The sequence below is a fragment of the Microbacterium zouquanmingi genome (genome assembly GCF_052266695.1).
Taxonomy (GTDB): domain Bacteria; phylum Actinomycetota; class Actinomycetes; order Actinomycetales; family Microbacteriaceae; genus Microbacterium.
In genome coordinates, this window is the sequence record NZ_JBQPQZ010000001.1 from 313373 (window position 1) to 337133 (window position 23761).

A 23761-nucleotide genomic window follows, 5' to 3' on the forward strand; every position below is an offset into this window, starting at 1 on the left:
ACCGCGTTACATGCCGTCATCACCCGTCATCGGACGCAATAAAGCCCCGCGCGCACACGGAGGGTAGCGACTACTTCTTGTAGTTGGGCGCCTCGACCACGATCTGCACGTCGTGCGGGTGCGATTCCTTGAGTCCTGCGGCCGTGATGCGCACGAACTTGCCGCGGGTCTTCAGCTCTTCGATCGTGCGTGCACCGACGTAGAACATCGACTGCCGAAGGCCTCCGACGAGCTGGTACGCCACCGCGGCGACAGGGCCGCGGTAGGGCACCTGTCCCTCGATGCCCTCGGGGATGAGCTTGTCGTCGCTGGGCACATCCGCCTGGAAGTAGCGGTCCTTCGAGTACGAGGTCTGCTTGCCGCGCGTCTGCATCGCACCGAGCGATCCCATTCCGCGGTACTGCTTGAACTGCTTGCCGGACTGGAAGACGATCTCTCCGGGCGACTCGTCGGTGCCGGCCAGAAGCGAGCCGAGCATGACAGCATCCGCACCAGCGACGAGCGCCTTGGCGATGTCACCCGAGTACTGCAGACCGCCGTCGGCGATCACGGGGATGCCGGCGGGACGCGCGGCGAGGGATGCCTCGTACACAGCGGTTACCTGCGGCACGCCGACACCGGCGACGACCCGGGTGGTGCAGATGGATCCGGGGCCGACGCCGACCTTCACCGCATCCACACCGGCTTCGATGAGCGCCTGCGCGCCCTCGCGGGTGGCGATGTTGCCGCCGATGACGTCGATGTGCGCGAACGACTCGTCTGCCTTGATGCGCGTGACGAGGTCGATGACGCCCTGGGACTGGCCGTTGGCGGTGTCGACCACGAGGACGTCCACACCGGCGTCGCGCAAGGCCTCAGCGCGCTCCCACGCGTCGCCGAAGAAGCCGATCGCAGCGCCTACGCGGAGGCGCCCCTGCTCGTCCTTGGTCGCGAGGGGGTATTTCTCGCTCTTGTCGAAGTCCTTGATGGTGATGAGACCGGCGAGCTTGCCGTTGTCGTCGATGAGCGGCAGCTTCTCGACGCGGTGCTTCGCGAACAGCGCGATGACCTCGCCGGCTGCCACGCCCACGGGCGCCGTCACGAGGCTCTCACTGGTCATGACGTCCTTGACGAAGGTCGTCGGGCGCTCGAACGCGGAGACAAACCGCATGTCGCGGTTGGTGATGATTCCGACGAGCCGGCCTTCTTCATCGACGACGGGAAGGCCCGAGATGCGGTACTTCGCACACATCTCGTCGACCTCTTCGACCGTCGCACCCGGCGATGTGGTGATCGGGTCGGTGATCATTCCGGATTCGCTGCGCTTGACACGGTCGACGTGCGTGGCCTGGTCAGCGATGGAGAGATTGCGATGCAGGATGCCGATGCCGCCCTCGCGTGCCATCGCGATGGCCATGCGGGACTCAGTGACCGTGTCCATGGCGCTGGAGAGGAGAGGCGTCGCGACCGAGATGCGGCGCGTGATGCGAGAGGAGGTATCTGCCTCGCTCGGGATCACATCAGTGTGCCCGGGAAGAAGAAGGACGTCGTCGTACGTGAGTCCGACGAAACCGAAGGGATCGTGCTGGTCCATGAATGATCCTCCTGCAGGCGTGGTGTTCTACCAATTCTAAGGGCGCGGATGCCGGGAAAATTCCCAGAACGGCATCCACTGAGCACTTCGCGCAGCCCACCGTTTCTATAACGACACACCGAACAGTGGCGTGAAACCGAGCCGAGACATTACGCTCAAAGCGTCGTTCATCACAGCCGATGCGACCCGAAGCCTCGGCACCCCTCGGACGACAAGGGAGGTTTCGTGGAACTGACGACCAGCCACAGACGCGGGCGCATACCGTGGGTGATCGCCCTGGTGAGCTTCCTGCTCGCGGCAGCGATGCTGTTCATGGCAGCACCTGCTTCATTCGCCGATACCGGTGACGGAGAGACGGACACCACGACGGCGTCCCCCAGCGATTCAGGCAGCGACGAGCAGGAGGTCACAGACTTCTTCTTCGCCGGAGTCATCAAGTACAACGCAGACCCCCTGCCCGGGGTCGCTGTCTCGATCGAGGGCAACGGCTTCGAGGCCGAGACCGAGACCGACGACACAGGGCGCTGGACGCTCTACGTCCCCGAGAGGGGCGAGTACGAGCTCACCGTCGATGAGTCGACCTTGCCGGATGGAGTCATCGTCGAAGGCGACTCTGCCTCGCAGGATGTCGAATTCGGGCTCGGCAACCGCGTCATCGTCAACCTATTCCTCGGTGAGGGCGTGCGCGAGACCACGAGTTTCGTCGACCAGCTCGTAGAGCGGATAATCAACGGCCTCAACTTCGGCCTGCTGCTCGCCCTCGCAGCGATCGGCGTCTCGCTGATCTTCGGAACCATGAACCTCACCAACTTCGCCCATGCCGAGATGGTGACGTTCGGCGCGGTGATGGCGGTGGTCTTCGGCGTATCCCTGGCGATACCGATGTGGCTGACGATTCCACTCGTCGTGATCTCCGGCGCGATATTCGGCTATCTGATGGATGTCGGCCTCTGGAAGCCCCTGCGAAAACGGGGAATGGGAATCATCCCGCTCATGATCGTGAGCATCGGATTCTCGTTCGCGCTGCGATACGTGTTCCTCTTCTTCTTCGGCGGCGGCACCGTGCAGCTTCCCAACGCGGGCGCTCCGAAGATCGAGATCTGGGGCCCGATTAGGCTCAGCTCGATCGACATGATGTCGATGGGACTCAGCATCGTCGTCCTCGTAGCCGTCGCATTCTGGCTGTTGCGCACCCGCACAGGCAAGGCGACGCGAGCGATCTCCGACAACCCCTCTCTTGCCGCGGCATCCGGAATCAACGTCGACCGGGTCATCCGGATCGTGTGGATCCTGGCATCCGCTCTCGCCGCCCTCGGCGGCATCCTGTGGGCGTATTTCCGCCCCGGCGTCCGCTGGGACATGGGCGTGCACATCCTGCTGCTCATCTTCGCGGCCGTCTGCCTCGGCGGCCTCGGAACGGCCTTCGGCGCGCTGATCGGCTCGATCATCGTCGGCCTCCTCGTCGAGGTCTCAACGCTGTGGCTGCCCTCTGACCTGAAGTACGTCGGAGCGCTGGCCGTCCTCATTCTGGTGCTGCTGTTTCGACCACAGGGCATCCTCGGTCGAAGAGAAAGGATCGGTTGATCATGGACTGGGGAGCAATCTTCGGAAACACCGCATCCTGGATGCTGAGCCCGACCACCATCGCCTATGCCATCGCGGCGACCGGGCTTGCCGTCCACTTCGGCTACGCCGGACTGCTCAACTTCGGTATGGCCGGATTCATGGCGATCGGTGCGTACAGCTACGCGATCTCGATCCTGACGTTCGGTCTGCCGTGGTGGGTGGGCATCATCGTCGGCATGGTGATGTCGACGGTATTCGCCTTCATCCTCGGCATCCCGACTCTGCGGCTGCGCGCTGACTATCTGGCCATCGCGACGATCGCCGCGGCCGAGATCGTGCGCCTGCTGTTCACCTCGACCGCGTTCGAGGAGCAGACGAACGCCGCTGACGGCCTCGGCGGCTACCACGCAGGGTTCCGTGCGGCCAATCCCTTCCCCGAAGGCACCTACGGCTTCGGCCCCTGGACCTACAACGCCAGCCAGCTCTGGGTGCGCGTGTTCGGTCTGCTGGTGCTCGCGGCGTGCATCTACCTGGTGTGGGCGCTCATGCGCAGCCCATGGGGACGGGTGCTCAAGGGAATCCGCGAGGACGAGGACGCCGTGCGCTCGCTCGGAAAGAACGTCTTCTCATACAAGATGCAAGCGCTGGTCATCGGTGGAATCATGGGTGGCCTCGGCGGCGCCGTATTCGCGCTGCCATCGGCGGTGGTGCCGGCGAGCTACACGACGTCGCTGACGTTCTTCCTCTGGACGATCCTGCTACTCGGTGGAGCAGCAACGGTCTTCGGGCCGGCGCTGGGAGCGGTGATCTTCTGGGTCATCATGGCGTTCCTCGAGGGTGTGCTGCCGAGCTTGGCAGCGCAAGGCATCCTTCCGATGTCGGCGATCCAGGCGGCAACACTCCGCTTCGTGATCGTCGGGGTCGCACTCATGCTGCTGGTGATCTTCCGCCCGCAGGGACTCCTCGGAAACAAGAGGGAGCTGACCTTTGTCAAATAACTCTGCAGAGAGCACGCCGAAGACCGGACGGATCAAGACGACAGGTCTTCACAAGGGCGATGCCGTCCCCGGTTGCGAGAAAGTCGATCCGATTCTCGTCGCCGACAAAGTAACGCGGCGCTTCGGCGGTCTGACCGCCGTCGACGTCGATCACATCGAGGTCCCCCGTCACGCCATCACGGCGCTGATCGGGCCGAACGGTGCCGGAAAGACGACGTTGTTCAACCTGCTGTGCGGCTTCGACAAGCCGAACACCGGCAAGTGGAGCTTCGACGGGCACCAGCTCTCGGGCATCCCCTCGTTCAAGGTCGCGCAGATGGGGCAGGTGCGCACATTCCAGCTCACCAAGGCGCTCTCGCTGCTGACCGTGCTCGAGAACATGAAGCTCGGGGCGCCGGACCAGAAGGGCGAAGGGTTCCTTCCCGCTCTGATTCCGGCGATTTGGCGCAAGCAGGACACCGAACTCGAAGCGAAGGCGATGGACCTGCTCGCCCGGTTCAAGCTCGACACGAAGGCGTCCGACTACGCCGCCAGCCTCTCGGGAGGTCAGCGCAAGCTGCTCGAGATGGCGCGCGCGCTGATGCGCGACCCTTCGCTGGTGATGCTCGACGAGCCGATGGCCGGTGTGAACCCGGCCCTCACCCAGTCGCTGCTCGACCACATTCTCGACCTCAAGGATCTGGGCATGACCGTGCTGTTCGTCGAGCACGACATGAACATGGTCCGTCACATCGCCGACTGGGTGATCGTGATGGCCGAGGGACGGATCGTCGCTGAAGGTCCGCCGCAGACCGTCATGCAGGATAAGGCCGTCATCGATGCCTACCTCGGCAGTCACCAGGACGTCGACCTCGGGGTCGTCACCGGGCGCTACAAGGGCGAGATCGATGAGTCTGCCAGCGAGATGCTCGAGGAGATCCGCGAGGAGCATGAAGCCGCGGTTCAGGCCGCCGAGGAGGACAAGCCATGAGCACGCCAACTGCCCCCGCAGCCGAACAGACAGCCGCGCAGCCCGTCGGGGACATCGTCGTCGAGGTCAAGGGCCTCACTGCGGGGTACCTGCCAGGGGTGAACATCCTCAACGACACGAATCTGACGGCTGCGAAGGGCGAGCTGGTCGGCATCATCGGCCCCAACGGCGCGGGCAAGTCGACGCTTCTGAAGGCGATCTTCGGACAGGTGAAGGTGCGCGGAGGCGAAATCCTCGTGAACGGCGAGAGCATCGTCGGGCTGAAGGCCAATGAGCTCGTGCAGCGCGGTGTGGGGTTCGTCCCGCAGACGAACAACGTGTTCCCCTCGCTGACCATCGAAGAGAATCTGCAGATGGGGATCATCCAGCGGCCGAAGGCGTACAAGGAGCGGCTGGAGTTCGTCACCGGCATCTTCGCCGAACTGGGCGCCAGGCTGAAGCAGCGCGCGGGGTCGCTGTCGGGCGGCGAGCGCCAGATGGTCGCGATGTCGCGAGCGCTGATGATGGATCCCTCGGTGCTGCTGCTTGATGAGCCTTCGGCTGGACTGTCACCGGTGCGCCAGGATGACGCGTTCATCCGCGTCTCCGACATCAACAAGGCGGGCGTGACAACGATCATGGTCGAGCAGAATGCGCGCCGCTGCCTGCAGATCTGCGACCGCGGCTACGTTCTCGACCAGGGCCACGACGCCTACACGGGAACCGGTCGGGAGCTGCTCAACGATCCGAAGGTGATCGGGCTCTACCTCGGCACGCTCGGGGAGGACTGAGGCGCGGGCCTGCGTCGCGTCCGCCCGCCCGCGTCCGCCGCGTCCGCGTCCGCGTCGCGCGCCCGCGTCCGCCCGCGTCCGCGTCGCGCGTCCGCCGCGTCCGCGTCGCGCGTCCGCTACGCGCGGCGCGGGATGGATTTCACGGCCTGGATGCTGTTTGCGCCGTGATTTCCATCCTGCGCTCGGCCATGACTCTCCGAAGCTGCGCGACGAAAGCATCCCGCGCACCCGCGGCCAGGTCGGCCTCCGTGAGGTGAAGGCTCACCCATCCGGCGGCGGTGAGCGCGCGGTGACGCTGGATGTCGCGCCGCCACTCGTCTTTGTCAGTGCGATGCCCGTCACCGTCGTATTCGATGCCGATCTTGAGCTCGGGGTAGGCGAGGTCCGGGCGGGCGATGAGCTCGCCCTCCACACGAACCTCGAACTGCACCACTGGTTCCGGGAGGCCGCTGTCGATGATCAGTAGGCGCGTCTCGGTCTCTTTCGGAGATTCCACTCCGACACGCGCAGAGGGCAGCGCCTGCTGAATCGTTCGCTGCCCGGGGAACTGCCGCCACATGGCCAGACGCGCCTCGATCTCTGAGAGCGTCGCCATCGGTTTTCCTGGTCCGAGGTCTGGATAGTTCAGCGCGGGCGTCAGCAGAGCGTCGATCATGACGATGGCTTGATCGACGGTGAGATCCGGCGCGCACATGAACAGCGCCGCGACGGCGTCGACGACCGGCACACCCTTCAGAATCCGGGTCACAGCACGCTCGGTTTTGAGCCTGCTCCCCCGCACTCTGCTCGTCTTCGGCGGTGTCGTGCCGGTCGGGACGACCACGTCGATCTCTTCGCCCTCTTTCCATCGCGTCGGCAACGGCAGCCCCCATAGCCGCGCGGCGGTCGTTCTGCCGAATCGTTGCCCGGGTTTGAGCCGCAGCGCGCAACACCTCACCCAGTCATCGAACGTCTCTGGCATCGTCATGGAGCGGACGCCGCTGTACGGACGATGCAGGTCGCGCGCGCTGTGCCGTCCTGGCCTGACGCCGACGGCTTCGGCATCCGCGATCGAGAATCGCTCGCCGAGCCGGCGCGGAAGCTTGGTTCTGTGGTGCATGCACTTCATCGTGCCGCGGTCGCGGGTCGCAGCATCCGGTCTAACCCACGTTCCGTGGACAACCCACCCAAGCCGGTCCCTGTGCAGAACGAGTGCCGCGCGCCCAACCCGTCGCGTAGCGCCCCGCGCAGCACCCCCGGACCGATCGCGCAAAGTGCACGCGGGCCGCGCACGGGATGAAAAACACGGCCTGGCCCGCCGCCCCAGACCCGGAATCCATCCCATGCCCGCCACGCGACCGGCGCAAGCACCGCACGGGATGGAAAGCGCGGCCGAGAACGCCTCCCCAGCCCCGAAATCCATCCCGCGCGCGCACGCCCGCGCCGAACGCGGCCGGGCGCGCAGAACGCGGCCGGGCGCGCAGAACGCGGCCGGGCGCGCAGAAGGGCCGGATGCCGCGGCATCCGACCCTTCGCGCACGTATCAGTTGATACGGGTGTGAGTGTTGTCGGCTCCGTACTGGAAGACGCCGATGGTCGCCTCGGTCGGGTCGCCGTTCTCATCGAACGTGATCGCGCCGGAGTATCCGTCGTAGTCAGCAGTGCCGCCGTCGAGGATGATCTGTGCACAGTCCGCGAAGGTGTCGCACTTCTCACCGTCACCCGAGCCGCCGGAGACCTCCTGGAGGGCACCTGCGATGTCGGTCGCATCCGTGGAGTTCGCAACCAGCGAGGCGAGTGCGAGCAGAACCACCGCGTCGTAGGACTCCGCGGCGTAGTTGAAGTCGACGAGCTCCTTGCCCGACTGCTCCTGCCACTGGTCGATCAGACGCTGCTGGAAGTCATCCGCGAGCACGGGCCCGGGCTGGGTTCCCTTGCTGCCCTCGATCGAGACGGGCATGTCGGCACCCCACTGCTGCGTGTTGCCGTCGACGAAGTAGAACTTGCTGCCGTCGAATCCGCTCGAGATGAACGCCGGAACGATCGTCGAGGTCTCCTCGAATCCGATCACCGCGACGGCGTCCGGGTTCTGCGCGAGGATGGTCGAGATCTGCGCGTCGAACGAGGTGTCGTTGGCGTTGTACGCCTCGGATGCCACGACCGTGCCGCCGCCCGCCTCGAAGTTCTCGGTCAACGACTTCTCAAGACCCGAGCCGTACGCGTCGTTGAGGTAGATGATCCCGAGGTTCGCGTGGCCGTCGATGCCGATCTCGCTGGCGAGGACCTCGCCCTGGAGCAGGTCGCTCGGAGCGGTGCGCCAGTAGAGGTTGTCATCGGGCCATTCGGTGAAGTCCGGCGAGGTGTTGGCCGGCGAGAAGGTGATGACACCCGCGCTGACCGCCTGGTCGAGGAAGAGCTTGGTGACACCGGACGATGCCGCACCGATGATCGCCGAAACGCCCGAGTCGAGCAGACGCGGGACCGTGGTCTCGAACGCCTTGTTGTCGGGGTCTCCGGAGTCTCCGTATTCGACCTCCACCGTGATGCCGAGATCTGCCTCATTGATCTCGGCGACGGCAAGACCGACGCCTGCTTCCTCGGGCGGGCCGAGGTAGGCGAGCTGACCGGTCTGCGGGAGGACCGTTCCGATGCTGAGCGTGAGTGCTTCACGATCAGTCGGTGCCGCCGGCTCTTCGGCGTCGCCGCCGCCGCCACTGCTGCACCCTGCCAAGACCATCGCGCCCGCGCTGATCAGGGCGATGCCGCCGATGACCTTTCGCGTACGCATGTGTGTGAAGACGCTCATGCTGCTCCCTTGCTATTCATGATCGCGACGACTCGGGCGTCGTCCGTGCCCTTAACGTATACGCGAAGAGGTCACGCGTGTGTTGCGATGCGTTAACGGTGTGTCCGGCGCGATCGCCTGGCCGCCAGAGCGAGGTCGACGAGGAACACCCCGACAGCGACCCACACGATGATGAATCCGATCCAGCGCTCGGCCGGCATGGGCTCGTGCAGGATGAGCACTCCGGTGAGGAATTGCATGATCGGAGTGATGAACTGGATCATCCCGATCACGGTGAGGTTGATGCGGCGAGCGCCCGCGGCGAACAGCAGCAGCGGCACTGCGGTGGCGATGCCGGCGAACAGCAGCAGCAGCGTGTGCCCAGTGCTGACGTTGCCGAAGGTGATCCCGGTCGTCTGCGCGACGATGATCAGCTGCACGGCCGCAACCGGCAGCAACCAGAAGGATTCGAGGGTGAGGCCGCTCACGGCATCCACCGCCGGTCCGACCTTCTTCTTGACCAGGCCATAAAGCCCGAAGGATGCTGTCAGCGACAGCGCGATCCACGGGAAGGCCCCGTAGCCGATGATGATGACGACCACAGCCAGCACAGCGACGCCGATGGCGACCCACTGCAGTCTGCGGATGCGCTCGCGCAGCACGAAGACGCCCAGCAGGACGGTGAAGATGGGGTTCATGAAGTACCCGAGAGACGTCTCAACCACTCGCTCGCTCAGCGTGCCGATGACGAAGACCTGCCAGTTGATGTAGATCAGCGTCCCCGCCAGCGCCGTCCACCCGAGGAGTCTGGGCTGCCGGATGATCGCGATGATGCGCCGCCATCCCCTGGCGAGTGTGAGCAGCAGTAGGCAGAACACGAACGAGAAGACGACGCGCGCCGCAACGATCTCCCAGGGACCTGTGGGCACGAGCAGCAGGAAGTACAGCGGAAGAAAGCCCCAGAGCAGGTAGGCGGCGGTGGCGTATGCGGCCCCTGTCGCCCGGGTCCGCGGGGATGCGACGATGCTCACTGCTCCACCTTAGGGCCCGGATCGGAGGCGCTACTGCGCGTTCAGAAAAATAAATCCGTCGAATTGACTATTACCTCTGGCGCTCTACGCCGAACAGTTCTATAGTGAGCCCCACCCCAGCAGTTCGAACTACCTGAACCGAGCCGCACACGCGGTCTCGGCTCATCCCAGCGACATGAGCGAACCTTCTTTCCTGGTCGCGATTGACGTCGGCAACAGCAGGGTTTCAGCTGCCGTTGCCCACGGTTCACGCGAGCCATACGATAACCCAGCTCTGTTCTCGTTAAGCGCTAACGAGCCCAGTGCTTCTTCTGCTGTGTACATCGCAGAGGACGGCACGCTGTTCTTCGGCGACGAGGCCGCGCACTACGGATCGACGAGTCCGCACCGGCTGGTCCGTGAATTCGCCCACGACGTCGGCGACGATGTCCCCGTGCTGATCGGTGAACACGCCGTACTCGCAGAGGACATCGTTGCGCGGCTGTGCGCCTGGATCGTCGATGAGGTCACCGCGGCAGAGGGCGAGCGCCCCGCGCTGATCGCCATCACTCATCCCACATCCTGGGGCGGACACCGCCTGTCACGCCTTCGCGCGGCCCTCGAGCGCGCGGGCATCGATGCACCCGTGCTGGTGAGCGAGTCCGAAGCATCCGCTCGACAGTCCGAGACGGTCCTTCCCCTCGATCCGGGGAACATGCTCGCGGTCTACGACCTCGGCGGCACCCGGTTCGACGCGCGTGTCCTGCGCCAGCGTTCCGGGGGGCGTTATCAGCCCGTCGGCGAGCAGGTGAGCATTGAGCACCTGGGAGGTGCGGACTTCGATGACGAGCTGATGCGCCATGTGCTCGCCAGCCAGAGCACTGATGTCTCCGACGCACCACTGGCTGCCTTGGCCGAAGTGCGCGGCGCGATCGTCAAGGCCAAAGAGCTCCTCTCCTCGGCGGGAGATGCGACAGTGCAGCTCGGCGCGCTCGCCGGTGGCGCGAGCGTGCGCATCACTCGCTCAGAACTCGAAGGCATGATCGTCGATGACCTCGACAAGACCGTCGAAGCCCTCGACCTCGCGATCGAGTCGGCAGACGCACACGGAGATCGGCTGAAGGGGATCGTCCTCGCCGGCGGGTCCTCTCGCACTCCGCTGGTCGCCCAGCGGCTCTCCGAACGGTTCGACGTCCCGATCGTCGCGGATGCTGATACGAAGGCCACCACGGTACTCGGCGCCGCGCGCATCGCGCGCGACCTGATCTCCGGCGTCGATGCCCCCGCCGACGCAGCCCCGGCGCCGAGCGCACGCACAGCGCGAGCCATTGAACAATGGACCGGGAAGAAGCCTGGCCAGGAGACCGAGCAGGAGGAGCAGGACGAGTCGGAGAACCAGCCGACGAGGGCCGCCGCGTTCGTGCGCACATTGTTCGCCAAGCCGTCTCGAACGACCTCTCCTGCGCTGCTCGCTGTGGCTGCGGTCTTCATCGCCGCCACGATCGTCCTCAGCAACACGACAGCCGCTGGCACCCGTTGGCCAGACTTCATCACGGAGGCGGCATCCAAGATCATGAGCCTGCCGAAACCTCTCGGTACTGCGCCGACGAAACCGTCGCCGGCTCCGAACCCGGCGCCGGCCGCACCCGCGACCCCCCAAACTCCGGCCGCAGAGTCGGGCATCCTTCCGGTGAGCAGCACGAAATCGGATGCTGGCGCGAAACAGACTCCGCCCAAGACCAGGCAGTCCGGGCCGAAGGTGGAACCGACCTCGCCTTCCAACGATTCCGGAGGCACACCGGGGTCTGGTCCGGTCACTCCCGGTTCGACCAACACGAGCAGCGATCCCACCACCGGCGGCCAGACCGACACCACGCAGCCTCCGGCAGATACGGGTGGTACGAGCGACACGACCACGACGCCTCCGCCGGACACCACTCCGACAGACCCGATTCCCGAAGACACGAACCCGCAAGACCCCGCCCCGGAAGACACCACCCCCGACGTCTCCAACCCGACAGACCCGACCGCTCCGCCCGCTGACACGACGCCACCACCAGAGAACCCTGCACCGGAGAACCCGACCCCGGTGTCAGAAACCCCTGAAACAGCCCCGACGACCAGCGAACAGCCCTCAGGTCCGGTAGCCACGCCCACCTGATCGGAGACGCCTGATCATGCTCGCCGAGCAACAGCGACAGCCCGCGACGACGTACGACGATTCCGCGCGCGCCACATCACGTCGGTTGTCATTGCCCGCACTCTGGGAGCACATGATCGGTCCGGCGCTCGAAGCCATCGACGATTCTGCTCCGCGTGCGCTGGTGGTCGGAAACGCCGGGTCGGGAAAGTCTACGACCCTGCGCCATCTGCATTCGCTGCTGACAGAGCGGGCCCGCGATGCCGTGTACATGCGCCCTGGCCCCGCGGATATCACTGAGGTTCCGCGCTCCCGCGTGCTCATCGTCGACGACCTGCACCGACTCGGCGGCGATCAACTGGCACAGCTGCGCATTCGCGCGGCAGACCCGGATGCGTCCCTCATCGTCGCGCTGCGCCCAGCGCGCTGGGACGACACGGTCGCCGAGATCTCGCAGCATCTCGAGCAGCATCATCCGAGCGTCGTCCTCGGACACGTATCGCGCGCCGACCTGCTGACGCATCTGTCTCAGCATGATCTGCGCATGTCGGAGGCATGCCTGAGCGACATTCTCGAGATCACCGGAGGCGTGTCCTGGCTGGTCAGCGAGGCGCTGCGCGCCCACGATGACCGCGACTGTCGAGGCGGTGCGGCGCACAGCGAACTGCGCATGGCACTTGAAGAGCGGATCGCGCACCGATTGAGCATGACCGCACCAGGCCTGCGCGCGCAGATCGAGCGGATCTGCGTCTCAAACGCCGGGATGCCGGACGCTGCTGATGAGTCCGGCGACCACGCCCTGCACGGTTACGCCGAAGGGCTTCTCCTGCGCAACGGACAGCCTGTTCCGCTCGTGCGCATCACTGCGCAGGCGGGGATGCCAGCCGGTCGCCTGATCGCGCTGGATGCCGCCGTCGCCCACACAGCGGGCGCGCCCCCGGGCGACCCGAGTCCACCGGGCGAAGTGCTGATCCGATATGCGGATACGCTTCTTCCCACGCATCCGAAGCGCGCCGCAGAGCTGTACGAGGGCGCCATCCGCTCCGGTGAGGATGCTTCGCTGCTGGCCGGACGACGCGCAGAAGCCGCGTGGGCGGCCGGGGACCTCGACACCGCGAGTGCGCTCGTGGACGAAGCAGGCCCGTTGACGGGTCCCTCCGCAGGTGCTCATGACCGCGACAGGCTCGCCGACACCACAGCAGCGATCTGGGCGGCACGCGGAATGATGGAGCAGGCCCACACGGTGTATCAGGTCACCTCGCCCTCCGGTCCGCTCTCCGCCGCCCGCGCGCGCATCGCTTCACTCGGCATCGGCATCGCTTCGGACACAGCTGCGGACGCCCCCACCACGACCGAAGATTCCGCCATCCCCTCGACTCTCGGCGTCGCGATGCGCCTGCTGCGCCGCGGACTCGATGCCTCGCTCGCGCCGGAGCAGGCTGAGCCGTCGCTGTCAGATCTCGTGCGCGCATCAGAGATGTACACGACCTCGCATGAGGCATCCGGCATTCCGGAACTGCCCGCGGTCATCGCGGCGATCGTCGCGTTGAATCTCGGCGCACTCGCCACAGCGTCTTCCGTCATCGACGATGCGATCGCGGGTGGGCAGGGCGGGCCATGGGCACGCCCCCGTCTGTTGCTGTGGCGTGCGTGGATCGCCGTGGAGCTCGCCCGGCCGGGTGAAGCCCGCGATGCGCTGGCGAGCGCCACTGCCGCGCGCTCCCCGCGCGACCTTCTGCTTGCGGATGCCGTGCGCGTCGCGATCGCGCGCCGCTACGAGGATGCCGCAGGGTTGGAAGCAGCCTGGCGTCGAGCGAGGGCGAGCCTGTTGCGGGTGGACGTCGATCTGTACCTGCTGCACCCCCTGGCCGAACTCATCAGCTCCGCATCGCGGGTGGGAGACCCCGAGAGGATCCGTCCGCAGTTCGAGCGAGCGCTCCAGCTCGTGAACCAGCTGCACGATCCTGCACTGTGGTCTGCCCATCTGCGCTGGGCGGGAATCCAGAACGGCATCCTGCTGAACAGCCCGGAATCGCTGCGCCCGCACGCGAAAGCACTCGTGGAAGCCTCGGCGCACAGTCGCATCGCCAGCACCATGGCGAAGGCGGGACGGGTCTGGACCTCGGTGCTCGGCGGCACCGTCGAGGCCGAAGCCGTAGAGAAGGCCGCAGAGGATCTCGCGTCCATCGGTCTGGTCTGGGATGGCGCACGCCTCGCCGGTCACGGCGCCGCCAGGTCGCAGGACCGCAAGGTGTCCGCACGACTGCTCGCCTGCGCGAGAGAACTGCACCCGATCGACGGGTCGCGTCGGGCGATGGCAGCGAAAGGCGGCGATGCGACGACCCCGACGAAGAGCACCCCGCAGGAGGTGCTCAGCGAACGCGAGCTCGAAGTGGCACGGCTGGTCATCGAAGGGAAGACCTACGCCGAGATCGGCGAGACGATCTTCATCTCGCCCCGCACTGCCGAGCATCACATCGCGCACATCCGGCGCCGGCTGGGTGCGAGCTCACGCTCCGAGATGCTCGCGCAATTGCGGCAGCTCATCGGGACTGACCGCGGCGCCGGCACCCCGCACCCCGGCGAAGACGGCACACCCCCCTAGTTCCACGGGGATGTATCGGGGTCACCCCCGATGATGCGAGCATCGCGGCGCAATACGCTCAGATGAGCTCCCCGATAGTGAACCATTGTCAGAGCAAGGCGAAGAGGCAACCTCATGATTTCACCTGTAGAGACCATCGCAGATGCGCTGATCTCGTTCATACTCAGCCTTCTGCACGATCCGGATGCCGCGGAAGAATTCACCGCTGATCCGGAGGCGGCGATGATGCGCGGCGGCGTGCAGAACGCCTGCGTCGCGGACGTGCGCGCGGTAGCGCCAGTCGTCGTGGATCACCCGTCGGTCACACCGCGCCCTCCGCACCCTGGGCCTCCCGAACCGCCGTCACCTCCCGACCCGGTGGTCAACGAGATCGTTCGCTTGGTGAGTCAGTTCACCACGATCGATGCCCGTTCGACGATCGTCGACCAGTCGGTGAACCAGAACATCTGGACCGACGGCGGCGATGTCACGCAGATCTTCGATCAGGACGCCGTGGTCGCTTCGGGCGATGAATCGGTCGCAGCCGGCGATGACGCCACGCTCACCGATACCGACACCGACATCACCACCGGTGACATCAGCATCGGCAACGACGAGTACAACGACTCGAACAACACCGACGGTTCCGATAACTCCACGATCGACGATTCGTTCCAGGACAACTCGCAGAACGATGCATCCGTCGACGTCACGGTGGAGGATTCGTTCCAGGACAACTCCACCGACGCGGGAACACAGGCACAGGTCGCCGCGACACCAGAGCTCTACGAACCGGTAGTGGCCCACGAGGAGCCAGCGGACGTGCTCGAGTCCGACATGGCCGCAGCTCCTGCGGAATCCTATACAGAGGATGCCTCCGGCGTCGTCGTCGAAGACGAGCCGATGATCGAGGAGCCGGTCGAGCAGCAGTGACCATTCAGTCCAACCCCGCTCCCGGCGATGGGAGCCCGCCGAGACGAGAGGCCCCCCAGCGGCCTCTCGTTCGCGGCGCGAACGAGGCACCGGTGTTGGTCAAGGTGCCGCCGCCCTTCTCGATCAGGCTGAGTCAGTTCTTCTGGATCATGAGCTTCGCGGTGGGCGGGTTCACCGCGGTGTACTTCTTCATCATCCGACAGGATCTGCTGCCATTGATCGCCGATGTCGCCAAGGGAGTGACCGAGGGTCGAGATGAGGCGACGTACAAGTCCGCGGCCGACATCATCTTCTGGATCGTGTTCACGGCGCTCGTTGCGATCCTGCTCACACAGATCGTGCTGATGGTGTCGTTCATGGGACGACGGCCTGGCACACGGTGGTGGCAGCTGGCCACCCTCGCCGTGCAGGCGCTCGTCGTGGTGCTCTCACCGGAGTGGGTTGCGCTGGGTCAGCAGGGTCAGCCACTCCCACCGCTTCTTACCGCTCAGGCGGTGCTTGTTCTTCTCGCTCTGCTCGCCAGCGTCCTGCCCCGCGCCATCGCCTGGACCGCCCGACAGCATGACGTCCGTCGGGGCCCAGAGACTCCGGCCGGCGCCGACTTCTGACGCGACCTCCTCGAGGCTGCGAAGAATCGTCCGGCACACCCCGACCGCGGCGCGCTCTGCCCGCGGCGACTGGCTCAGGCTCCGCCAGTGATCGATCTTCTCCGTCACGCTCGCGCGGAGCGCCTCGGCGTCAGCATCCGCGGGTAGACCGAGACGTGTGTGTACTGCGGTGCCGTCGACGCCGGCGATGCGCTGGGCCTCTTCTGCATCAGCATCCGACACCGGCAGACCGTCTGAGCGGGCGAGCGCGAGCAGCGCGAGCTCGCGTAGAGTGTGCGCACTCATCGTGATGCGCTCGATGCCGGCGTGCACCTCGTCCAGGCCCTCCGTGGGGTGGGCGCGCAGCAGTTGCTGAAGTTCCAGCAGCACCCCGCGGGTCTTCAGCGTCGCGGCTCTCGTGTGGAACTGCGCGGCGACGAACTCCTGCAACTCGATGAGCCCGCTCTGCTGCACCATCTGATCGGACAGTTCCGTCGAGGTGCGCGCACCGCCTCGGATGAGCGCGGTCGCCAGACGCACGCCGAAGATCCCGAACCGTGCGAGGAGATCTTCTCGCACGGTCGTGCTGAGCGTCGTCGTCGTGGAAGGACCTGCGAATCGGTCTGCCGAGATGATCAGCTTCTCACGGTCGGCGCGGTTCAGGCCTGCGAGCTCGCGAAGGGCGATGTACTCGCTCTCGCGGAGTGTGCGCGCCCCCTCGGCGAGAAGGCCGGCGACCGGCACGACCCGGAGCACCAGTGAGGCGAGGTCACCATCGCGCTCGTATCGCTGGGCTACTCTGCCGGCCGAGAGCAGCGAGTCGATGCGCCCCGCGCCGATCTCGTCCGACCGGGACAGCACCCCCACCGCACACACCGTCTGCGCGGCTCCTGCCGCAGTGTCGCGGAATGCCTCGAGGAAGTGCACGTCGGCACCGTGCAGATGCCGCATCAGATACACGACGGCATCCGCTGTCGACGGCGACTCGTCGGGGGTGAGGAAGCTGTGGGTGCGCGCAGAAGTCGCTTCAGACAGCGAACCGATGCCGGGCGTGTCGATGAGGATGACTGATCTCAGTCCCTCCAGCGGCCAGCCGACGTCGATCCATTCGACCTCCTCGGCTGAGAGCCCTCCGAGCGAGAGCACGAGCCTGCTGCCGTCGCGGCGAATCGGCATCCGACGCGGCGGGCCGACTCGCGGATGCAGCGTGATCGTCGGCGTGGCGCTGTACCGGTACCAGGTGACGACCTTGGTGCATTCTCCGGTGTCGGTCGGCGCGATCTCCTCGCCGAGCATGGCGTTCAGGAGGGTGGACTTGCCGGCCTTGACCATTCCGGCGATCGCCAGTCGGAGCGGCTCGTGCAGCCTCGTGCGCAGCCGTTCAAGCCCCGCCAGAACCGTCGAGTGGCGATGGTAGACCGTGGCAGCGGCGCTGAGCACGCGGTCGGCGTCAGCGATGACGTCTGTCATCGCGCGGTCCCGGAGTGCGCGGTGTCCTCAGCGGGCTGCGCGGACGGCCGTGCCGGGAGGCCGCGCCGCACGGGCGCTGGTGGGAGCTCGGGGATCAGGTCGCGGAGGCCGTCGAGCATGGCGATCTTCTCCTGCAGGGCGATCACCCGCTCATCACGTGTCGCGGTGAAGCTCCCCGCGGCCGTCTTCGCCGAGTTCAGTGCTTCAGAGAGCGAACGGTGCAGTTCCTCTGCCATCGAGCCGAAGTGATCGCGGGCAGTGCGCTGCACAAGGCGCAGCCGGTCCTTCAGCTGCTTTCCGACCTGGAAGATGACCTCATCGATGTACCGCCGCACGAGCAGCTTCGCTTCCTGCTGGCGGCGTGCCAGACGGGCGTGCATGTCCTCGCGGTAGGCGCGACGCCCGACGAGGATGCCGGCGAGCAGTGAAAGCGGATTGATCAGCGCCATTCCGATCAGACCGGTCGCGAGCCCCACCATGAGAACCCCACCGTAAGAGCCGCGCACACCGATGTAGATCTTCTCACCGGCGCCCATGCGCCCAGGGTCAAGGCCCGAGATCGGCTCGACGGGGTCGAGTACGCCTTCCGTGCTGCCGACATCGATCGCGGGGATCGCCGATTCACCCTCGCTGAACAGGTCGGCGACCTCTTCAGAGAGCCAGCGCGAGCGCTCGTCCGTCCACACGAACGTCTCGGTCACCGCGGAGGTCGCTCGCTGATCGATCCATTCGCTGATCTGGTCCCAGATAGGGCCAGGATCTCCCTCATCGATCGCTCGCTCTGCCTCGCGTTGCACCGTGCGAAGGCGGTCGCGCAGGTCATGCTCCATGTCGGCGATGAGGTCGCTGATGCCGTCGGTGAGGGTGACCTGCCAGTGGGCGGAGCGCCCGCGGAACTCGTCTGCCTTCGCCTTGGCCTCTTCGAGCTCGGCGATCATCCGCGGGGTGTCCTGCGGGTTGCGCAGCGCGTTCAACTCGGCGCGCATCGAGATGGCGAGCTGCTCGACCACCGAGAGCAGATCATGCACTGCGCTGCGCTCATGGATCACTTCAGCCCGACCGAGTACCTCGCGGCGCAGGTGGGCGACGAGTGCGGGGAAGCCGGACTCGTCGTTGAGCTCACGGTCCTGCAGCTCGGCTGCGAGCAGACGGAGGTCGCTCGATACCGAGAAGATCGGCACGTCGTCGCCGACGCCTTCGAGGTGGCCGCGGTCGATATCCTCGACCTGACGCCATTCCGGATACAGATCGGTCTTCGCGAGCACCGCTGCCACATTGGGAGAGACGCGCATCGCGTGCTTGAGGAACTGCACTTCCGGCTCGGTGTACTCCTGTGAAGCGTCGGAGACGACCAGCACCGCATGCGCAGTGGACAGGGCCGACAGGGTCGTCAGAGCATTCGACGAGTCGAGTCCGCCGACGCCGGGAGAATCGATGAGCTTCAGTCCGCCCTTGAGGAGCTCGCGCGGAAGCAGCACCTCTGCCGCGAGGAGGCCCCGCTCGTTGGAGGGGTTCCCCTGCTCTGAGACGTACTGTGCGAGATCGCTCAGTTCGATCTCCTCCCGCTCCACTGTGCGCACGGGCGGTTTCTTCGCCGAAGATCGCGTGGCCGGCGCATCCACTCGCCGGAGAACCCAGGCAGATGACTCCTCGCCGTATCCGACGGCGAGCGGCACACTCGTGGCGATATCGTCGTCGACCGGGCACACCGGCGCGTTCACGAGCGCGTTGATGAGCTTGCTCTTGCCCTGCTTGAACTCGCCGACGATGATCACGCGCACGGCGGGGTCGCGCAGCCGTGCGCTGGTGTGCTCGAGTCTTTCCGCGAGATCGGCGCGCCCTGTGGACGCGGCGATATCGCCGACGTCGCGGACGACGTCGACGATCGGTGTGACCTCGAAGTCTCTGTTCGGCACGTGAACTCCCCTGTCGTTCGCTGCCATTGGGCTGTTCGCAGCCGCACGTCCCGGGATCAGCCCAGGAAATCGATGTCGAATGTCCCGTCGCCGATGTCGGCGATGGGATTCGTTCCTTCGTCCCCCCAGAGCGAATCACTGTCGACGTCCCAATCCGACACATCTACGTTGTCGATCTCCTCGGCGAACATCTTCATTCCCGTGGGATCGGAGAACGCAGCATCCGAGTTATTCCATGCCGCGCCATCGGAACCGGTCTCGTCGATCGGGTCAGGCTCGTCATGGAACATCAGATCCCGCTTTCAGATCAGGATGCTTCGGAGTGTACTGGTACGCCCGGCCCCCCGAAAGGGAGGCCGGGCACTGTGTGCGGTTCGGATCAGAAATCGAGCTCCGTCGCGTCGCCGAACGGGCTGGCGACGTTCGAGTTCTCGACGTCGACATCCACCTCGAGCGAGTTGTCCTGGAAGGAGTCCTCCACCGACCAGTTGTCGGAGTTGTCGGTCATCGACTGGTCGTTGAACGAGTCGTTGACAGACCAGTTGTCAGACAGATCGGTGTTGAACGAGTTGTCGAAGTACTCGTTGCCGATGTTGATGTCTCCGACGGTGATGTCCGTGTCAATGTTGGTGATGCTGGCGTCTTCGCCGGCCGCAACCGATCCATCACCAGAGGCCACGTTGCTCGACTGACCGAAGTACTGCGAGACGTTGCCGCCGGAAGCGTCGCCGGCTCCTGCGAAGGCGTTGCCACCGTCACCGCCGCTGGCGTTGCCGCCATCTGCGAGGGAACCTGCATCTCCTGCACCCTGCGTGCCGCCGCCGTCGCCCTCGGCGTCGCCGCCGACACCGACACCAATCAGACCGACGCCGACACCCGTGCCGCCGTCAGATGCGCCGTCGCCGCCGTTGCCGGTGTCGCCACCGTTCGCGCCGGAGAATGCCGGCCCGCCCCAGCCGCCGTCTGAGTCGCCTCCGACGGCGATGGCTGCGCCGCCCGAGCCGGACGAGGTCGTGATGTTCTGGTTCACGGACTGGTCGTTGACCGTGCTGCGGCTGTCGATCTCAAGGTCGAGGTCGCCCCCGCCGCCGAGCCCGAATCCCGCACCTGCTCCAGAGCTGTCGAGCATCGCGTCGACGTCGACCTGGCTGTTGCTGTACTGGCGGATGCCAGCGTTGACCGAGAAGTCATTGGCCGAGTCGTGCACCGAGTTGTCCTGGAAGGAGTCGTTGATCGAGTCCTTCAGGCTGGAGTTGTCGTTGTTGGAGTCTGTGTCGGAGAAGTCGTCGTTGTCGTTGAACGAGTCATCGACGTCGACGTCGACATCCGTCTCGGTGTTGCCGACGTTGTTGTCTTCGATGTTCGTGTCGGTGTTGCCCACCTCGTTGTCAGCGATGACGGTGTTGTCGTCGACACTCGTTTCGGTGTTGCCCACCTCGTTGTCGGCGATGACCATGTTGTCTTCGACGTTCGTGTTCCCGATGTCCTCGACGCCCAGATTCCACTGGAGACCGAGAACGTTCAGGTTGTCTTCTACAGCCATGATGTTTTCCTCTGTTCGTGAGACTGCCGGAATGGCTTCGTCTTACGAGTGTGGATCTCGCGCGCTCTCCCTACATCGGGGGTCCCCCCGAGGCTTGACAGGAGTCACCGGGGGATCCCCGGGGGCTGATGGGGGGCGGATGGGTGACTTGCTGTCCCGAGCACAACAAAGGCCCGGATGCGTGATGCATCCGGGCCTTCTGAAGCGTTGAGCTTATGGAACCGCTCAGCGAACGACGACAGCGAGGACGTCGCGAGCCGAGAGCACGAGGTACTCATCGGCGCCGAACTTCACCTCGGTGCCACCGTACTTGCTGTACAGGACACGGTCGCCGACGGCGACGTCGAGCGGAACGCGGTTGCCGTTGTCATCGATGCGACCGGGGCCAACGGCCACGACCTCGCCCTCCTGGGGCTTCTCCTTGGCGGTGTCGGGGATGACCAGTCCACTCGCGGTGGTCTGCTCTGCCTCGACCTGCTGAATGACGATGCGGTCTTCGAGCGGCTTGATGGAAACCGACACGGTCTACCTCTTCTTTCTTGACGCTGACACGAAAGACTTGTTCGCACTCTCAACCCGAGAGTGCTAATCACAAGTGTAGGCGGTCGGCTGGCACTCACGCAATGCGAGTGCCAGTTTCGGGTGCTCGCCGTAGTCTGGACCAGTGGAGATGTCCGAGTTGACTGCACTGCTCACCCCCGAGGGCCTTCGGCTGCTCGACGAGGTGGGCACGATCTCATCGACCGCTGAAGTCGCGCAGACCGTGTCACGCCTTCGGGCTGCGGGCCATTCCCCTGATCTCGTGTCGGCCGTGGTCGGTCAGGCGCACCTGCGAGCGAAGGGCGCAGCCAAGTTCGGCGGCTTCGCCGAGCGGATGCTGTTCACCAGAGCCGGCCTCGAGCAGGCGACGCGTCTGGGGGTCGCCGCCCGGCACGCCGGGCGCATGCGCCGCGCGGGCATCTCACGACTGGCAGATCTGGGCTGCGGCATCGGCGGGGACGCCCTCGCGTTCGCCGGCGCAGGACTGGGCGTGGTCGCCGTCGATGTCGACGAGGTCACCGCCGCGATCGCCGCCTACAACCTCGCACCGTTCGGCGATGATGCCGCGGTGCAGCACGGCACCGCCGAAACCACCGATCTCGCCGGGATCGACGCGGTTTGGCTCGATCCGGCGCGCCGGACCGCCGGGCACAGCGAGACACGGCGGGTCATGGCATCCGATTACTCCCCCTCGCTCGACTGGGCGTTCGCGCTCGCAGAGCGCGTGCCCTGCGGCATCAAGCTCGGCCCTGCCCACGACCGCGATGCCCTGCCGGCAGACGCCGAGGCGCAGTGGGTCAGCGCCGACGGCAGCGTCGTCGAGCTCGTGCTGTGGTCGGGCATCCTCGCCCGCGAGGGCGTGCGCAGATCAGCGCTGGTGATCCGCGCAGACGAGTCGCACGAGCTGACGGCAGGGGCGGATGCTGAGGACGCGGAGACCCGCGAACTCGGGGCCTTCGTGCACGAACCCGACGGCGCGGTGATCAGGGCAAGACTCATCGGCGACGTCGCACGATCGCTGGATGCCGGGATGCTCGATGCGAAGATCGCCTATCTCACCGGGGACGCCGCGGTCACGAGCCCTTTCGTGCAGTCGTTCCGGGTGCGCGAGGTGACAGCGGCGAACCCGAAGGCCATCAATGCTGCGCTGCGCACGCACAACGTCGGCACGCTCGAGATCAAGAAGCGCGGAATGGATATCGATCCCGCCGCCTTCCGCAAGAAGCTGAACCTGCGCGGGAGCGCGAGCGCCACACTGATCCTCACACGCGTGGGCGACAAGCGCATGGCGATTCTCGCCGAGCGGGTCTGAGAACGGTCGGCTACTGGCCGGTCTTGTCGTCGATTGATGAAGGATCATCGGCGCCGAAGTAGTACTCCGCGTCGACGTCCTTGTACACCGTCAGCTGCGGCGAACGCATCTCGGACTGCGTGACGACGTAGCGGGTCGGGGTGCCGTCCACCTCGGTGCTGAGCGTGAGCATCTCATCCGGACCTTCGGCGCACGCCTCCGCGAAGTTGTGGGCGTCGGTGGACGCGATCACGCAGAGCATTCCGGTCTCCCAGCTCGACCACACGACGGTATCGCCGTCGTAGCCGAGGATGCTCAGCGCCGAGCCCATGTAGCCGGCCGCCTCCACCGAGTGCAGCTGGGCGAGCTCATCCTCGGTGTACTGCGCCTCCCAGTTGCGGTCTATATCCCACACTTGGATGAACGGTACGATCTCACCGTTCGTCGCGGGGATCAGGCTCGCCGTGAGCTGCTGCCCGGCCTTGTCTGCGCCTTCCGGAACGGTGCCGGTCGCGCTTGGCCAGGCGTAGTTGTCCATGTCACCTCGAGTCACACACCCGGTCCGAGCCTCGGTCTTCGGTCCGGTGATGATCACGCAGAGCTCTTCGCCATCGGAGCGGTCGGCGCGCCAGACGACGACGCCGTGCTCCTCGGCAACGGGCACGACGGTGCCGAGGTCGTAGTCCTGCCTGGCCTCGAGTTCGGCCTGCGTGTCGCCGTGTGCGGCGGCGAGCGCGGATGCTTCGCTGTCCCAGCCCCAGATCCCCCAGCCGATGCCCAGACCGACCGCGAGGAGACCCGCCGCGGTCGCCAGGAGGATCGGCCAGCGACGGGGGCGCCGCGGCGCTTCGACAGCGCCGATCGCTGAGTCTGTCGAAGCGTCGACAGAACCGCGCGGCCCTTCGACAGGCTCAGGGACCGAAACTTCAGGCTCAGGGACCGAACCTGAAGCGTCGGCGCCGATCGTGCCCCACCCCTCGAGTTCACGCAGTCGCGTGAGCTCTTCGGACGACAGACCATCGCCCTGGCCGTAGGCCTTGGCGCGCAGCATCCGCAGCTCTGCGTACCCTTCGACAGGCTCAGGGACCGGCTCTGAACACATCCGG

At 65.8% G+C, this 23761-nt stretch carries 18 protein-coding genes; 8 read left to right on the top strand and 10 right to left on the bottom strand.

What is annotated here, in order from left to right:
* Positions 1–70: 70 nt before the first annotated feature.
* Positions 71–1573 carry an IMP dehydrogenase gene (gene guaB, locus ACTU6U_RS01440; protein ID WP_443467379.1) on the bottom strand — a complete coding sequence of 501 codons (1503 nt, stop codon included), beginning with the start codon at positions 1571–1573 and terminating at the stop codon, positions 71–73.
* 225 nt (positions 1574–1798) lie between these two features.
* Between guaB and ACTU6U_RS01445 the strand changes: the two genes are divergently transcribed.
* The 4 genes from ACTU6U_RS01445 to ACTU6U_RS01460 are packed head-to-tail and all read left to right on the top strand — an operon-like array spanning position 1799 to position 5877.
* Positions 1799–3157: an ABC transporter permease subunit gene (locus ACTU6U_RS01445; RefSeq protein WP_443467380.1), complete on the top strand. Its 1359-nt coding sequence runs from the start codon at positions 1799–1801 to the stop codon at positions 3155–3157.
* 2 nt (positions 3158–3159) lie between these two features.
* A complete protein-coding gene (locus ACTU6U_RS01450) occupies positions 3160–4137 on the top strand; it encodes a branched-chain amino acid ABC transporter permease (RefSeq protein WP_443467381.1) in 978 nt (325 codons plus the stop codon).
* 31 nt (positions 4138–4168) lie between these two features.
* A complete protein-coding gene (locus ACTU6U_RS01455) occupies positions 4169–5107 on the top strand; it encodes an ABC transporter ATP-binding protein (protein ID WP_443467900.1) in 939 nt (312 codons plus the stop codon).
* Complete coding sequence (locus ACTU6U_RS01460; RefSeq protein ID WP_443467382.1) at positions 5104–5877, top strand: ABC transporter ATP-binding protein; 774 nt, start codon at positions 5104–5106, stop codon at positions 5875–5877. The genes ACTU6U_RS01455 and ACTU6U_RS01460 overlap by 4 nt, the downstream gene beginning before the upstream one ends.
* A gap of 139 nt (positions 5878–6016) precedes the next feature.
* Here the strand turns inward: ACTU6U_RS01460 and ACTU6U_RS01465 are convergent, their stop codons facing one another.
* The 3 genes from ACTU6U_RS01465 to rarD all read right to left on the bottom strand — a co-directional run bounded on the left by ACTU6U_RS01465 (position 6017) and on the right by rarD (position 9672).
* Complete coding sequence (locus ACTU6U_RS01465) at positions 6017–6976, bottom strand: putative endonuclease domain-containing protein (protein WP_443467383.1); 960 nt, start codon at positions 6974–6976, stop codon at positions 6017–6019.
* A gap of 423 nt (positions 6977–7399) precedes the next feature.
* Positions 7400–8662 carry an ABC transporter substrate-binding protein gene (locus ACTU6U_RS01470; RefSeq protein WP_443467384.1) on the bottom strand — a complete coding sequence of 421 codons (1263 nt, stop codon included), beginning with the start codon at positions 8660–8662 and terminating at the stop codon, positions 7400–7402.
* Positions 8663–8754: 92 nt separating this feature from the next.
* A complete protein-coding gene (rarD, locus tag ACTU6U_RS01475) occupies positions 8755–9672 on the bottom strand; it encodes an EamA family transporter RarD (RefSeq protein WP_443467385.1) in 918 nt (305 codons plus the stop codon).
* A 316-nt stretch (positions 9673–9988) separates the two neighbouring features.
* Between rarD and ACTU6U_RS01480 the strand changes: the two genes are divergently transcribed.
* The 3 genes from ACTU6U_RS01480 (at position 9989) to ACTU6U_RS01490 (ending at position 15308) form a co-directional block, all read left to right on the top strand.
* A complete protein-coding gene (locus tag ACTU6U_RS01480; protein WP_443467386.1) occupies positions 9989–11812 on the top strand; it encodes an Hsp70 family protein in 1824 nt (607 codons plus the stop codon).
* A 16-nt stretch (positions 11813–11828) separates the two neighbouring features.
* Positions 11829–14396: a LuxR C-terminal-related transcriptional regulator gene (locus tag ACTU6U_RS01485; protein ID WP_443467387.1), complete on the top strand. Its 2568-nt coding sequence runs from the start codon at positions 11829–11831 to the stop codon at positions 14394–14396.
* 114 nt (positions 14397–14510) lie between these two features.
* Entirely contained in the window at positions 14511–15308 is a 798-nt protein-coding gene (locus ACTU6U_RS01490; RefSeq protein ID WP_443467388.1) for an IniB N-terminal domain-containing protein, read from the top strand.
* A 428-nt stretch (positions 15309–15736) separates the two neighbouring features.
* On the opposite strand, the gene ACTU6U_RS01495 is transcribed toward ACTU6U_RS01490, so the two are convergent.
* From ACTU6U_RS01495 to groES, 5 genes are all read right to left on the bottom strand, one after another.
* Positions 15737–17365: a dynamin family protein gene (locus ACTU6U_RS01495; RefSeq protein ID WP_443467389.1), complete on the bottom strand. Its 1629-nt coding sequence runs from the start codon at positions 17363–17365 to the stop codon at positions 15737–15739.
* On the bottom strand, positions 17362–19308 hold the full coding sequence (locus ACTU6U_RS01500; protein ID WP_443467390.1) for a dynamin family protein: 1947 nt from the start codon (positions 19306–19308) through the stop codon (positions 17362–17364). The genes ACTU6U_RS01495 and ACTU6U_RS01500 overlap by 4 nt, the downstream gene beginning before the upstream one ends.
* Positions 19309–19337: 29 nt before the next feature.
* Positions 19338–19571 carry a hypothetical protein gene (locus tag ACTU6U_RS01505; protein WP_443467391.1) on the bottom strand — a complete coding sequence of 78 codons (234 nt, stop codon included), beginning with the start codon at positions 19569–19571 and terminating at the stop codon, positions 19338–19340.
* Between the two features lie 89 nt (positions 19572–19660).
* Positions 19661–20824 (bottom strand): hypothetical protein, encoded by a 1164-nt coding sequence (locus ACTU6U_RS01510; protein ID WP_443467392.1) that lies wholly within the window; start codon positions 20822–20824, stop codon positions 19661–19663.
* 225 nt (positions 20825–21049) lie between these two features.
* Positions 21050–21346, bottom strand: coding sequence for a co-chaperone GroES (gene groES, locus ACTU6U_RS01515; protein WP_067242196.1), 297 nt, complete (start codon positions 21344–21346; stop codon positions 21050–21052).
* A gap of 142 nt (positions 21347–21488) precedes the next feature.
* Here groES and ACTU6U_RS01520 point away from each other — a divergent pair, with 142 nt between their 5' ends.
* The gene (locus tag ACTU6U_RS01520; RefSeq protein ID WP_443467393.1) at positions 21489–22676 is read left to right on the top strand and encodes a THUMP-like domain-containing protein; all 1188 of its coding nucleotides are present in this window, start codon (positions 21489–21491) and stop codon (positions 22674–22676) included.
* A gap of 10 nt (positions 22677–22686) precedes the next feature.
* Here the strand turns inward: ACTU6U_RS01520 and ACTU6U_RS01525 are convergent, their stop codons facing one another.
* Positions 22687–23757 carry a hypothetical protein gene (locus tag ACTU6U_RS01525; RefSeq protein WP_443467394.1) on the bottom strand — a complete coding sequence of 357 codons (1071 nt, stop codon included), beginning with the start codon at positions 23755–23757 and terminating at the stop codon, positions 22687–22689.
* Between the last annotated feature and the right edge of the window lie 4 nt (positions 23758–23761).